The sequence below is a fragment of the Paenibacillus sp. J22P59 genome (assembly GCF_059383895.1).
Window position 1 is genome coordinate 174,901 of sequence record NZ_JBXENX010000002.1, and the last position, 14,748, is coordinate 189,648.

Sequence of the window (14,748 nt, forward strand, 5' to 3'; positions counted from 1 at the left end):
GGGTGTTTCTTCGTTGCTTACCATTAGGAGCCCTCGCGCATAAATTCTTCAAGATCCTTGTCTGCCTTCGACTGGTTGCAAAGATTGCATGCACAGACGCAGTTATCAGGCGTCGTATGCCCTCCTTTGGCTCTAGGCAGCAAATGATCAATCGTATCTCCAGGCTTCCCGCAGAAATAACAGGTATGATTATCTCTGGTCAATATAAATTTACGAAAGTCTCTATTGCTGAATAGCCGGCGAATCGTATGGCGATTCACAATGACAGCCGCCCGTTCTTTTACAAGAGTGACGGCCAGTTCCAATTCAATCTCTTGGTACCACCTGCGGCCCTTGTCTGTTTTGCCGCGCATCCAGATTGTCCCTTGACGAGTAGCCTTAAGAAACGAAACATCCGTAGGAGAATGATTGGACAGCTTCGGCTTAGGCAGCGGCTTAGGCCTGACTGCCCTTGAAGATTTGGCCCGCTGGCGCCTTTTGTCTGCGCTCGTTGCAGCCTCTTGTTCCGATAGCGGTGCTATTGTCGGAATGATCACTGCCGCAGGGGCGGATACCTTGATCTTCAGCTTACGGCATGCCCGGCATGCGCCGCGTCTTGACTGAGGCCCTGAACGACGACCCGTTCTTCGCAAAAAGTCAGACATGGGCTTCTGCTCCGTACAATGGGCACATTGCTTGTATGGTAATTGTTCGTTATCAGCCATCAGATGCATCGGGCGCTTGTCATTCGTCCTGGCGCCCCCGCTTTGCTCACCTCAAGTTTTTCTACTATTGTAGCATTAATCATACAGCGAAGCAGTACTATAGCTTCATTCGATAAATCGGCTTGTTCTCAAGTCCCCGAATGAATGGTGTCCAAGGCTCTGTCTCAGGTGTTGTCTGCAGCGCATCCTCGACCATTTGCAGCTTGGCGTCCATCGCATCAATATGATGAAGAGCTACCGCTTCTGCAGTCTGCGGCTGTACCGGGCTTCCCCACTCCCCTAAGTTATGATGCGACAGCACCATATGCTGCAGACCAAGCAGCTTCTCCGATTGCAGGTCAATCTTGCTATAAATAGCCGCTTCGGTGATCCAAGTGGAAGCAAGCGATATATGTCCCATCAGCTTGCCTTGCAGGCTGTAGTCCGAGACAATGCCAAGCTGTGCGATCATTTCCTCCGGCTTCGCGATATCATGCAATATAATGCCCGCCTTAATAAAGTCGGCATTCAGGAAAGGTCGCTGCTTGCAAATAAATTCGCCAATCTCAAGCATTCTTACAATATGATAAGCCAATCCTGCAAAATAAGCATGATGATGTGTCTTAGCAGCCGGATAATGAGAGAGCTTATCTTCTACCTTAGCAATGCAATAAGAAACGATCGTCTTAATTTCTTGATCCTCAATGCTATCTTTTGCTTGATTAATGGTGTGAATAAGGTCAATAGGCGGGACAGGTGCCGAGCGAATGAAATCGGTTAGAGAAACCCCGTCCTCTTCCGTCGCTAAGCGCATCCGTGAAATTTTGATCTGCAGCTTGTCGCGGTACGTGTGAGCAAGGCCCTGCACCTTAACTAGCCCCATCGGAAAAAAAGTCTCCTTGTCGGTAGGCGATACATCCCAGAGCTTAGCGGATAGATGGCCGCTGGAATCACCTAGAACGATATCGAAGTAATCCTTCGGGTTTGCCCCGTTCGTCTGCTTAATCTCAAGCTCCTTCAGCAAATAGAAGCCGGTAAAGTCATCTTGATTGATTAACTGATTAATGAGTGTCATCTTCGTTCCTCTTTCTGAACCAGAATAGTACCATTATACAATGGATGCCGCCTAGATAGTTCCGTTTCGAGCAAAAAAGCTTGCAGGGACTTTAACCCCTGCAAGCTTTTTTGAGAATTAGAGGCGACTTGCCGTGCTGGCGCGCAGCCTCAGATTAGCATACAGCAGGCTGAAGCCAAGGATGCCTGTTACAGCCATTGCCCCACCTAGCAGATACATCGATTGAGCGCCCATTTGCTGGAATACCCAGCCTCCTATGAAGCCGGCCGCAATGCCAGACAGGCCACCCCACGTCAGCGCATACAGCGCTTGGCCTGATGATCGCAGCTCGTCAGGCACTAGAAGAGCTGTTAATTGTGTCCCTATATAGTAATAGCCTCCAAAGGTCAGACAATGAAGCGTCTGGATCAGAATAATATGCTCCGCACTGGATGCTCCTGCCATCAGGAACCATCTAAGAGCGAACAACCCGCTGATAACGACCAGACAAAGCACCATCGTGCGAACATCTCTCTTCAAATAACGGTCAAGCAGCAAAAACACTGGAACCTCAAATATGGAAGATAGGAACGTTGCCCAACCGATCATTCCTGTGCTTCCTCCAAGCTCGTTAATATATAAGGCAACGAACGTAGAGTTCATTGAATTCGGAATAGAAATGACAAGACCGATGCAAAGAAACAATAGAAACGCACGATTGCTGAACATCAAGCGATAGCTCATTTTTTCCGACTTATCTGCCTTGCTTGCTGTTCCTCCGCGGGGAAGGGTGAACGCAAAGGCAATCGCTGTCAGCATCATGATACTATACACAAGAGACAATCGTTCAATGCCAATCTGCCCGATAATCGGTCCAGCGAGTACAGCAAGAACGGCCCAGCCGAGCGAGCCCCACAGCCGGAATTCACCGAACTTGCGGCTCGTTCCTTCAATACTGTTCAAGATAAGGCTGTTGCTCTGCGAGAAAAGCGGCATTTGAAAAAAGAACAAAAACAGCATACAGGTATAAATGACCGTGTACGAATGAACCAGAAATACAAATTGCATCGCAATAATATTGCCTAACAGCATGATAATCAGAATAAGTCGAATATTGCGAAGCCTGTCGCTTAAGTATCCCCATAGAGGATTAGCGATTATGGATATAATGGGTCCCCCTGCCATAATTGCGCCAATCTCCAGCGTGGTCATGCCTATGGCCTGCAAGTACAACGAAAAATAAGTCATGTATACCGCAATAGCCCCGTAAGCAAAAAAATTGAAAGCCTTTATAAAATGGAAAGAACGATTAGCTATACGGCTGCTCCCTGGCTGGATATTCATCTTCTCATCTAGTCTCTCCTTCTTCTGCTCATGTGGCCTTGCCAAATATGCGGCGCGCCTTGCGCATGATTGTCCTATTCATTATACTACCCTCATAGTAGAACGAGGTGCTTTTTTGTCTTGGAATAGGTACGATGTGCTAAAAAGATAGAAAAAGGGCATAATAAGTCGTATGTTAGCGCAATCAATCTATTTTCAAGATAAGAATGATACATAATCGTTATTTAAGTTATAAGGGTTGTTTATACTATAATAGAACTATATGAACGTTCTCATTCCGTCCATGAAATTCTAAAATCCAAAGGCGGAGGTATCTGTCGATGTCATCTGGCAATGTACACACGCAAGACCCTTGGGCTTCTTACTATGGCCCTAACCTTGGTTACGTCCAGGAACAATATGAACTTTACAAGCAAAACCCTGAATCTGTTGTAGCGGAATATCGCGAGTTGTTTGACCGCTGGGGCGAACCGCCTCAGTACGCTGGACAAGAGACAGCGGCTGTCCGACTTCCTGTCGGCATTGCCCAAATCGATGCCAAGGTGCTGCAAAATCTTGTAGCGGCCGGCAAACTCGTTTGGAATATACGGGCGTTCGCCCATTTGGCTGCCAATATCGATCCCCTCGATATCGGGCCAAAAGCAAGCACCAAGATGCTTGAGATTGAAACGTATGGCCTTACCCAAGCGGATCTATCCGCTCTGCCTGCTGAATTAGTATGGCATCAGGCTCCTGCCGATGTTACCAACGGCTGGGAAGCGATTGAGAAGCTTCGCAAAGCTTATACTGGCACAATTGCATTTGAGTTCAGCCACGTTCATGAAGAGCAAGAACGCGCTTGGCTCAAGAAACGTGTTGAGAAGGAGCTTCCGACTGCAACCTTCACGAAAGAAGAGCGCATGAAGCTGCTGACCAAATTGTATGAAGCAGAGCAATTCGAGGATTTCCTGCAGCGTACTTTTGTCGGCCAGAAGCGCTTCTCGGTTGAAGGCAATGATGTATTAGTTGCGCTTGTTGACGAAATGGTCCATGAGCTTTCTAACGATGGCGTTAGCCATATCCTTATGGGGATGGCGCATCGCGGTCGCTTGAATATTTTGGCTCATGTTCTTGGCAAGCCTTACAGCAAAATTTTCTCTGAGTTCCATAACTCACCGAATAAAAAGCTCATTCCATCCGAAGGCTCTGTCGGCATTAACTATGGCTGGACTGGCGACGTGAAATATCACTTGGGCGCGAACCGTTCCTTCAAGACTGGTGAAACGGTTGAGACCCGCATTACGCTTGCGAACAACCCGAGCCACTTGGAGTTCGTTAACCCTGTTGTTGAAGGCTTCACTCGTGCTGCTCAAGAAGATCGCAGCAAGCCTGGCTACCCTGAGCAGAATCTTGATCTGGCGGCTACAATCATTATGCACGGCGACGCTGCGTTCCCTGGTGAGGGCATCGTAGCTGAGACCCTGAATATCGCTCAGCTCAAAGGCTATACTCATGGCGGAACTTTGCATATTATCGTGAACAACCGTATCGGCTTCACTACGGAAAGCCATGATTCACGCTCCACGCACTATGCGAGCGACGTGGCAAAGGGCTATGAAATTCCGATCGTTCACGTGAACGCAGATGATCCGGAAGCGGTTATTGCCGCTGCACGCATGGCGAGCGAATACCGTACATTGTTCAAAAAAGATTTCTTGATCGATCTGATTGGCTACCGTAAATATGGCCATAACGAAACGGATGATCCAGAAACAACCCAACCACTTATTTACAAAAAAGTGAAAGCTCACCCTACGGTAAGCAAGATCTATTCTGATAGACTGGTTGCAGCGGGCATCATTACAGAAGCTGAGTCCGAAGCACTGAAGCAAGAAGTGATTGACCGCCTGAAGGCTGCTTATGAAGAAGTGAAGCAACGCGACGGTCAAGAACCTGTACATCAAACGCAAGGCTTGCCTGGCGAACGTGAATTCGGATCCGCTGTTACTGCTGTATCCACGGAGACGCTTCGTGAGATCAACAATGAGCTGCTTCGCTGGCCGGATCAGTTCACCGTTTATCCGAAGCTTCAACGCATATTGGAGCGCCGTGCTACTGCGCTTAATGACGGTGAGAAGCTGGATTGGGGACATGCTGAGACGCTGGCTTTCGCTACCATTCTTGCCGACGGCAAGCCGATTCGCCTTAGCGGTCAGGACGTAGAGCGTGCTACCTTCGCCCATCGTAACCTTGTACTGCATGATGCTGTAACAGGCGCAACGTTCAGCCCGCTGCATCAGCTGCCTCAAGCCAAAGCATCGTTTGCTATTCATAACAGCCCATTGTCTGAAGCTGCTGTTCTTGGCTTCGAATATGGCTATAACGTTCATGCTCCTGAGACGCTCGTTATTTGGGAAGCACAATACGGAGACTTTACGAACGTTGCTCAAGTGTTAATCGATCAGTTCATTTCTGCAGGCCGTTCGAAGTGGCAACAGAAATCAAGCTTGATCATGATGCTTCCGCATGGTTATGAAGGTCAAGGACCTGAGCACTCCAGTGCTCGTCTGGAACGTTTCCTTCAATTGTCCGGCGAAGAGAACTGGACCGTAGCGAACTTATCCAGTGCTGCGCAATATTATCACATTCTGCGCCGCCAAGCTTCCATTACAGAAAGCGAAGCAGCTAGACCATTAATTATTATGGCACCGAAGAGTCTGATCCGTAATCCGCGTGTCGCATCGACCGTTAGTGAACTAAGCGAAGGCTCCTTCAAGCTTGTAGTTGAGCAGCAAGGCCTTGGCTCACGTCCGGACCGCGTAGAACGACTCATTCTTTGCACAGGCAAAATAGCCATTGACTTGGAAGAAGCGATCGAGAAGGATGCAAGCAAGGAATGGGATTGGATTCATATCGCTCGTGTTGAGCAACTGTATCCGCTCCCTGAGAAAGAAATTGCAGCCATTATGGAGCGCATGCCGAACCTGAAAGAAATCATCTGGGTTCAAGAAGAACCACAGAACATGGGTGCATGGAGCTACATGGAGCCTCGTATCCGCAAAATTGCTCCTGAGAATGCTAGCGTAAGCTACATCGGTCGTCCTGAGCGTTCCAGTACAGCAAGCGGCTTCCAACAAGTTCACAGCTTCGAACAACAGCATATTATTTTGCAAACATTGAAACATAGTCCGTCATTGACAGTTAACACAGGGAGGTAGCCTAAGTGCAACAAATTATAGTACCAGCAATGGGAGAATCGATCACAGAAGGCACGATTTCCAAATGGGTTGTTAAAATAGGGGATGCTGTTAAACAAGGCGATGTACTCCTCGAACTCGAAACTGATAAAGTTAACATCGAGATTAGCGCTGAGCAAGATGGCGTTCTTCAAGAAATTACTCGCAATGAGGGCGACAACGTCCAAATCGGCGAAGTTATTGGAAGCATCGGTGCAGGCAGCGGAGCTGCAGCACCGGCTGCTCCAACTCCTGCCCCTGCTGCGGCTGAGCCTGCTAAAGCAGAAGTTGCTCCAGCAGCTCCGGCTCAACCGGCTGCAGTAGAAGCAGCAGACAGCAAAGGCGGACAAGTACAAGCTTCTCCTGCTGCAAGAAAGCTTGCTAGAGAAAAAGGCATTGACTTGTCGCAAGTGCAATCATCGCTTAGCCGTGTAAGCTCTGATGATGTTCGCTCGTACGGACAGCAGCCAGCTGCTCCTTCCGCACCAGCAGCAGCGCCTGCACAACCAGCTAAGCCTGCATTCGCATCGGATAAGCCATACGAGCGCAAAAAGATGTCCCGCCGTCGTGCGACAATCGCTAACCGCCTCGTTGAAGCTCAAAGAACAGCTGCGATGCTTACGACGTTCAATGAAGTTGACATGACAGCGATTATGGATGTCCGTAAACGCCGTAAGCAATCCTTCTTGGACAAGCATGAGGTTGGTCTAGGCTTCATGTCCTTCTTCACCAAAGCCGTTGTTGGCGCTTTGAAGGAGTTCCCTCTTCTTAATGCAGAGATTGATGGCGAAGACATTATTGCTAAGCAATACTATGATATCGGTATTGCGGTATCTGCCAAAGAAGGCCTGGTTGTTCCAGTCGTACGCGACGCTGATCGCCTGAGCTTCGCAGAGATTGAGAAACAAATCGTATCCCTTGCTGGTAAAGCTCGTACCAATTCACTTGGTCTTGCGGACCTTCAAGGCGGCACATTCACAATTACGAACGGCGGTACATTTGGTTCACTGCTGTCGACGCCAATTTTGAATGCACCGCAAGTCGGTATTCTCGGCATGCACAAAATCCAGCTTCGTCCTGTTGCGATTGATGCAGAGCGGTCTGAGAACCGTCCTATGATGTACATTGCACTCTCTTACGATCACCGTATCGTTGATGGCTCAGAAGCTGTTCGCTTCCTTGTCAAAGTTAAAGAGATGCTGGAAGATCCAGAAACACTATTGCTCGAAGGTTAATATACGCCTCATAACCATAAATAGAAGCCATTCAGCCCCTTTACTAGGGAGTTGAATGGCTTCTTTTGTATGCGAACAACGATGAGAATATTCTCATCAATTTTTCAGAATTGGTAGCAACACCGCTATGTGTCTAGTTATTTGGTCTCAGAGGTAACCTTTTACATAGAAATCCTGTGTTATGGTTGATATATTACATAATCTCATATCGAGAGGACGACATCATGAATAACAGAATCGGTAAAATTACAGTATCGCTTGTACTTGGCCTCTCCATCGCTTTTAGCGCAGCGCCAATATTGCCTGCTCAGCCTGCCTATGCAGCGACAGCCTCTACCCAATCGAAAATAGTGTCCACAGCTAAAAAATATATGGGCGTTCCTTATCAATTTGGGGCTTCAACGAGTACAACCCGCTATTTCGACTGTTCCTCCTTTACGAAGCGTGTCTTCAAGCAAATAAACGTCACACTGCCTCGTGAATCCAAAGATCAGTCCAAGATCGGAAAATTCGTATCAAAGAGCAGCTTGCAGACTGGCGATCTTGTCTTCTTCTACTCTCCTATTCATCATGTAGGCATCTATATCGGCAATAATCAATTCATTCATACTTATGGAGCACCTGGCGTTACCATCTCGAAGCTTAATACGGGCTGGTGGGCTAAACATTACACGACTGCACGCAGAGTGAAGTAACACGTTCCACTAACTAAATCACACAACTAATAAGCTGGCTAACTTGCAGATAAATCATTATCTCATTAGCCGGCTTATCTATGATTAATTACCATATTAATATCCCTTACTTTTCTAACAATAAGTGATTATTATCAATTGAATAATCATTATTTTTCTTTAATTCCTTCTTTTCTATATTGAGTCTAGTTCATATATAGACTAAACTTAATTCAATAGGAAAAATTATTATTCATTTACCTATATCGCAGGAGCTGAGTATATAACATGAATAACCCGATTCACTCGCTAAAGGAAGCAGCTGAACATGTTATTCACATGCTGCATCGTTTATTGCACATTCAAACCATTATTATAGTCAAATTTGAAGGCGATGCTCTTCCTCTAATTATCGCTTCCAGCAAGCAAGAGGATGCAAAGCACCCTCTCTCTGACGCAGCACTGTTAAAAGAAATAGATCATTACTCCCCAGTCATCATCCCCCTATCTACCAAGACGATTCCGAACTATGGGGCGCTTTATCTCATTAATAATCAGCAGCCGATTGAGCTCGGGGAAGATGCCTTAGCTATGATCCATTCCTTCACTGCTCTGCTTAGCTATGCAGCTGAGCTTGAGAACACAACGATTACAGATAGTTTAACTGGCCTATACAGTCGCAGATATTTGGATAATCTATTCTTGGATTATGCAGAAATCCCAATAGGCATCATGTTCATCGATCTGGACAACTTCAAGGACGTGAATGATAATTACGGCCATGATGTTGGCGACAAGCTCCTTATTGAGATTGCCCGGCGTCTGCAGCGCCATATCCGTAAGACCGATCGAATCATTCGTTACGGGGGCGATGAATTCCTCATTTGCTTCTTGCATCTGGAAGTTGATGACAGTGTCCGCGCGGTAGAAGCGAAGATTCAGCAATCCTTTCTTGAACCGTTTTTGATTGAAGCTCATTCCATCACGATATCCGCAAGCATCGGAATCAGTGCGAATCCAGGCCGTTATACTAGCTTGAAGGATCTAATAGCTGATGCGGATCATGCGATGTATAACAGAAAACAGATTGTGAAAGATTCTACGCACAACCTGCGGTAACGCATACCCCAGTTATGCCAGACATACTTATGGTATGAACGGTATTATGAAGCACGGGGGGAAAACGTATGAATCAAGAGGATACCCGAGCGTTAGAGCGGGCTATCGATGAAATAACTGAGATTGCTGTTGGGTTTGGCCTGGACTTTTACCCCATGCGTTACGAGATATGTCCAGCAGACATCATTTATACTTTTGGAGCCTACGGCATGCCAACCAGATACAGCCATTGGAGCTTCGGGAAAAATTTTAATCGTATGAAGATGCAATATGATTTTGGCCTTAGTAAAATTTATGAGCTTGTCATCAACTCCAACCCCTGCTATGCATTCCTACTCGAAGGCAATTCCCTCATCCAGAATAAACTCATCGTTGCTCATGTGCTTGCCCATTGTGATTTTTTTAAGAACAACGCACGGTTCGGTGCCTCCAACCGCAACATGGTAGAGAGCATGTCCGCCACTGCCGATCGCATTCATCAATATGAGATGGATCACGGAATCGAAGCCGTCGAGAAATTCATTGACGCCATACTCGCCATTCAAGAGCATGTCGATCCTACCATCATTAAGCCTTACCAATTGGATAAATCGCGTTACATTAAATTGCTCAATCAGCAAAAGGGTGATTCTTCCAAAGCTATTCCTGCAAAGTCGGATTATGGTGATTTGTGGTTACTGGATACAGAGGAGAATGAAGCCGCTCAGAAGGCTTTAGAGGCTTCAGCAGCAGCTGCCAAGCATTTTCCTCCTGAGCCTGAGAAGGATCTTATCTGGTTCATTGAAGAGTACTCGCCTAATCTCGAAGAGTGGCAGCGTGATATCCTCTCCATGCTGCGGGACGAGATGCTGTATTTCTGGCCCCAAATCGAGACAAAGATTATGAACGAAGGCTGGGCTTCATACTGGCATCAACGTATTCTTCGTGAATTGTCGCTTACGAGCGACGAGACGATTGAGTTCGCCAAGCTCAATTCTTCGGTCGTCATTCCGTCGCGGAATAGTCTCAACCCCTACTATCTCGGATTGAAAATATTCGAGGATATTGAGCGCCGCTGGGATAATCCTACTAAGGAAGAAATCAGGCGCTTCAATCGCGAGCCTGGTCAAGGGCGGCAGAAGATTTTTGAAGTACGTGAATTCGATTCCGATATCTCCTTCCTCCGCAATTATTTAACCAAAGAACTGGTCGATGATCTCGACCTTTATATTTTTGAGAAGAAAGGTCCCGAATGGAAAATTACTGATAAATCCTGGGAGCATATTCGTGATCAGCTCGTCTATTCCAAAGTGAATGGCGGTTTCCCTAGCATCTCTGTACTCGATGGTGACTTCAACCGGATTGGTGAGCTATACCTCAAGCATAACTATGAAGGAACTGAGCTTGACCTCAAATACGTGGAGCGTACGCTCCCTTATGTTGTACAGCTATGGGGCAAACCCGTACATTTAGAAACGATTGTCGAAGACAAAAAAATCGTATTCAGCTGTGATGGCAAGAAGACGAGCAGGAAATTTGTGTGAGGAACTAACGAGAAAAATGATGCCATGGTTTAAAGGAAGAACAAGCAGCGCGTAACGATGCTAATCGGCACGCGCTGCTTCAATTTCATTAGTGATCATCAAGACTTCTTTATTCCGTAATTCCCGTATTCATGATCTGCACGGAAACGCTCGTTTCAAATGGAACCTTCGGATACTCCTTCGCCCAGTTTATCTGCTCCCATACCTTAGGATAGAATGACATGAGCCTGCGGGCAACACCAAGTCCATCATGACGAGCCTGCTGTATTTTCTTGATGGTCATTCGCGAATCCTCCGTAAGCCGCTTAGATAGCAATTGCTCCAAATCATGCATGACATTCATATCGTACAAATGGTTTCTCGGGTCCTCTACAACCGTAACCTTCAGCTTCAAATGAAGCTTAACTGTAATCTGCCCATCATCCGCAACGACGACCTTGAACTTTCGTTTTAGTTTTTTGACATTGATGGTTACGTAATCATAGCTTTTTGCTTTATTATTCGTAGACTTTAGAGTCAGTCTTACATTTTTACTTTTGGACCCGTCCAGCAGCAAATACAATCTTGTCTCTTCTATGTTTAATATGGCTGTCATCTTAATTCCGCTGAATAAAGCGATGCCCTTCACAGCCGGCATTCCACCATGATCTACTAAATAAGGAAGTGCAAAGTCAGAGCCACGATCCAGCGGATGCATTGTTTGTATATTCACCTGAGGAATGGCCGCTGCTTCCTCTAAGCTCTTCAGCAGATTATCAATATGCAGTCCGATCGTCTTTGCACCAATCTGCTTATGCTCCACCATTTTCTTCGCTGTCCCTTGCGTGATCACAACTCTGGCGTTCAATGGACTTTGCGGATCACGATAGTAGATATCAAGATAAGGCATAACGTCGTGGTTTCTTACCAATTCCTCCCCGATTAGAAGCACCCGCATCTTCGTAGCCGAATAGCCCCCGGACACTTCCTCGTTATGCAACTCGCGCGCGTGTCCCGTACTTCTCGCAAGTACAGAATGCACTTCACTCTTGTCTTTGCTTCCTGCTTCGGTCACCGTAATATCACGTATAGACACCGTTGACCTGAGCATTCCATTTGGGCCTTGATCCATACCGCCTATGCTCACGTTTCTCTCGTTCTTCAGTAATTGCTGATCCCAGCAGCCCGATAATAAAAGAACAGCCACTCCAATTGCCCAAGCAAGCTTCATTCTCATCCCTTTGCTTGTTCCCTCCCTTTAATCTTTAACAAATACGAAATGCAGAGCAAAAAAATCGGAAATATAACAAGTGTTATGCCAAGCAATACCATTACAATAGTTTGAAATTTTTTAATCATATCCGGACTATAGGGATAAAGAGAAATACCCAAAATAAGTAATGCCACGAACGGAGCAGTCCCCGCATGCGACTTCTTCCCGAACAAAACAGATACTGCTTTAGCGGACATGAATAGATAGGCCATTATTGTCGAAATAACCACGATGGTCCAGATGGTTAGGAAGTATAAATCAGCACGCTCAAATACAGTGAAGGACAATGCCTTAACCATATACAGAACAGGCTGCGGGATCACTTTAAGCTCCTCGGGGCTGAACACGATTAGACAGGTAAAAACCATAAATGCATAAACAAAAGTAGAGAATGTATTAGCGAAGAGAGAAGCCTTCAGCGTTTTCCCGCTTGTTCCTTGTACGTAGGGATAACAGAACAATATAATTTCGAAGCCATATAACGAATTCATAGAGAGCAGCATTCCTTTTGCGATATTAGCAATACCAGCCTGATTAAACGGCAAAATATATAAAATATCAGCATCCCGGTATGCGTACATAGCAATTAAGAGCAAAATGAAGATCAACACGAAGGTCATCACGAAAAACCGAGCAATTAATCGAATATTTTCTTTGATCATATATAACGATGTGGCAAGCATTAGAAAGAGAATAACCCCAACAGGAGTATTAGGAAATATCCAATCCCTGACCACATCAGCGAATTGCACCAAGATTAGGCAGCATTCGAGAATAAACATGATGATGTACACCACATGCACAATTTTCCCTATAACCTTCCCAAGCAGCATCGGCAAATATTCGAAGAGATTCATGGTTGGAAATCTCCTGCTGAGCGCCCACATAACTACAATAATCAACATGGAGGCTGCTCCAGCTAATAGAACAGAGAGCCATGCATCATTGCCAGCGATCGCCTCCACCTTAGAAGGCAAGAAAAGAACACTAACTCCGATTTGTGTCTGAATGATCAGGAACATTAACTGGGCTGGTGTGATTTGCTCCTTGTCTGCGTTCATCGCTTCTTTCCTCCTTCGAGCTGCTCTCCTGAACCAGTTTCTGAGGGCGCGGATCTAGCGGCCGCTCATTCAGCTTCCAGAAAGGAGACCGCACGATCGCATCCTTCCAATCCCTCACTCGCATTGGCATAATCGGTGCAAAGTACGGCGTACCAAATGATTCGAGCTTGCATAGATGAATCAAGATGATTGTAACGCTAAACACAATCCCCATAAATCCTAATAATGCGGCAGAGATCATGACCGGAAAGCGAAGCAGACGAACCGCAAAACTCATTTCGTGAGAGGGGACGACGAACGAAGCTATTGCCGTTAGAGCAACAACGATAATCATCGGATAAGATACGAGCCCGACCCGGACAACCGCATCTCCGATAACCAAGCCTCCTACAATCCCAATGGACTGTCCGATCGGAGCAGGCAGACGCATCCCAGCTTCCCTAAGAAGCTCTAGCGTGAGCTCCATGAATAGAGCTTCCAGAATAGGCGGGTACGGAATTTTCTCAACACTTCCCTTGATCTGATAGAACAGCTCCATCGGAATAACTTCATGATGGAAAGATACGACTCCGATATAATAAGCGGGAAGAGTTATGGCAATAAAGAAACTGAACAAACGCAATAGTCTTAGAAAAGAGCCCGCAAGTGTGCGGCTGTTGTAATCATCCGGCGATTGATAAAATGCAAAGAAGGTTACAGGCATAATCAAAGCTGCTGGCGTACCTTCCACAAGAAGTGCAACACGTCCTTCCAGCAAATTCCCCGCTACTCTATCGGGACGCTCTGTCTGCATAATTTGCGGGAAAGGAGAAAAAGATTGATTCTCTATATGCTCGAGCAGCAAATAGCCATTCATTAAATTATCAGCATTGACCCTCTTTATTCTTCGTTCAATCTCCTCGATTAGCTCCGGGTTGGCTAGATTATTCAGATATACGATAGATGCATCTGTCTTCGTTATGTTGCCAAGCGTGTACTGTCGCACAACTAGGTTTCTGTTATTAATCTGCTTGCGGACAAGCTGGAGATTGACATCCATACTTTCGATAAAACCATCATGCGCTCCTTGAATCGCCTTCTCATTCGCCGGCTCGTTCACTGCTCTGTTATTAATGAAGGCGACATAAATCGTATGGCATTCTTGCCGTCCTTCCAAGAACAAAACAACGTATCCTCGAATCATTAAATCAATTGCTCGCTCGAGATTCGTGTGCTTCTCTACTATTGCGGCCATCAGATCACGCTCCAGATTCACTTCTTGTGCCTGGAGTAAGGGCCGCAAAATAATATTTTGTATTTTGTCCGGATCACATACGGAATTCAAGTAAAGGAGGCAGCCTTGCTCGGAGAAATAAGTAATCGGCCTTCTAACCAGATCTGCGGTATGAAAAAGGGCTTGATCGACGTAACTAAAATTATCGTCTATACGAGCAGCTACATTCTTCTCTAACTGTTCTATTTGATTAGCCTGAGCTCTGCCCTTGCTTATATGCCGATTATTATCAAACATCTGACTGAAAAACCCCATAACTGTACCCCATTCCTCTATCTCTGATCTTCATGGGTATCGTTTCCAATAAAAGGTGAT

At 46.1% G+C, this 14,748-nt stretch carries 11 protein-coding genes; 5 read left to right on the top strand and 6 right to left on the bottom strand.

Features of this window, described 5'->3' with window-relative positions:
* Positions 1 to 23: 23 nt before the first annotated feature.
* The 3 genes from AC50YO_RS04110 to AC50YO_RS04120 all read right to left on the bottom strand — a co-directional run bounded on the left by AC50YO_RS04110 (position 24) and on the right by AC50YO_RS04120 (position 3,126).
* Positions 24 to 704 carry an HNH endonuclease gene (locus tag AC50YO_RS04110; protein ID WP_494843566.1) on the bottom strand — a complete coding sequence of 227 codons (681 nt, stop codon included), beginning with the start codon at positions 702 to 704 and terminating at the stop codon, positions 24 to 26.
* Between the two features lie 97 nt (positions 705 to 801).
* On the bottom strand, positions 802 to 1,758 hold the full coding sequence (locus tag AC50YO_RS04115) for a 3'-5' exoribonuclease YhaM family protein (RefSeq protein WP_494843569.1): 957 nt from the start codon (positions 1,756 to 1,758) through the stop codon (positions 802 to 804).
* 117 nt (positions 1,759 to 1,875) lie between these two features.
* Positions 1,876 to 3,126, bottom strand: a complete 1,251-nt coding sequence (locus AC50YO_RS04120) for an MFS transporter (RefSeq protein ID WP_494843572.1) — start codon at positions 3,124 to 3,126, stop codon at positions 1,876 to 1,878.
* 275 nt (positions 3,127 to 3,401) lie between these two features.
* Here AC50YO_RS04120 and AC50YO_RS04125 point away from each other — a divergent pair, with 275 nt between their 5' ends.
* From AC50YO_RS04125 to AC50YO_RS04145, 5 genes are all read left to right on the top strand, one after another.
* Positions 3,402 to 6,278, top strand: coding sequence for a 2-oxoglutarate dehydrogenase E1 component (locus tag AC50YO_RS04125; protein WP_494843574.1), 2,877 nt, complete (start codon positions 3,402 to 3,404; stop codon positions 6,276 to 6,278).
* Between the two features lie 5 nt (positions 6,279 to 6,283).
* A complete protein-coding gene (gene odhB, locus AC50YO_RS04130) occupies positions 6,284 to 7,531 on the top strand; it encodes a 2-oxoglutarate dehydrogenase complex dihydrolipoyllysine-residue succinyltransferase (RefSeq protein WP_494843576.1) in 1,248 nt (415 codons plus the stop codon).
* A gap of 224 nt (positions 7,532 to 7,755) precedes the next feature.
* Positions 7,756 to 8,226, top strand: coding sequence for a C40 family peptidase (locus AC50YO_RS04135; RefSeq protein ID WP_494843578.1), 471 nt, complete (start codon positions 7,756 to 7,758; stop codon positions 8,224 to 8,226).
* Between the two features lie 267 nt (positions 8,227 to 8,493).
* Positions 8,494 to 9,324 (top strand): GGDEF domain-containing protein, encoded by an 831-nt coding sequence (locus tag AC50YO_RS04140; protein WP_494843580.1) that lies wholly within the window; start codon positions 8,494 to 8,496, stop codon positions 9,322 to 9,324.
* A 68-nt stretch (positions 9,325 to 9,392) separates the two neighbouring features.
* Positions 9,393 to 10,847, top strand: coding sequence for a SpoVR family protein (locus AC50YO_RS04145; protein ID WP_494843582.1), 1,455 nt, complete (start codon positions 9,393 to 9,395; stop codon positions 10,845 to 10,847).
* Positions 10,848 to 10,956: 109 nt separating this feature from the next.
* Here AC50YO_RS04145 and AC50YO_RS04150 read toward each other — a convergent pair whose 3' ends face one another.
* The 3 genes from AC50YO_RS04150 to AC50YO_RS04160 are packed head-to-tail and all read right to left on the bottom strand — an operon-like array spanning position 10,957 to position 14,688.
* Positions 10,957 to 12,057 carry a Ger(x)C family spore germination protein gene (locus tag AC50YO_RS04150; RefSeq protein WP_494843584.1) on the bottom strand — a complete coding sequence of 367 codons (1,101 nt, stop codon included), beginning with the start codon at positions 12,055 to 12,057 and terminating at the stop codon, positions 10,957 to 10,959.
* Between the two features lie 2 nt (positions 12,058 to 12,059).
* The gene (locus tag AC50YO_RS04155) at positions 12,060 to 13,160 is read right to left on the bottom strand and encodes a GerAB/ArcD/ProY family transporter (RefSeq protein WP_494843586.1); all 1,101 of its coding nucleotides are present in this window, start codon (positions 13,158 to 13,160) and stop codon (positions 12,060 to 12,062) included.
* Positions 13,087 to 14,688, bottom strand: a complete 1,602-nt coding sequence (locus AC50YO_RS04160) for a spore germination protein (protein ID WP_494843588.1) — start codon at positions 14,686 to 14,688, stop codon at positions 13,087 to 13,089. Before AC50YO_RS04160 ends, AC50YO_RS04155 begins: the two co-directional genes overlap by 74 nt.
* Positions 14,689 to 14,748 lie beyond the last annotated feature (60 nt).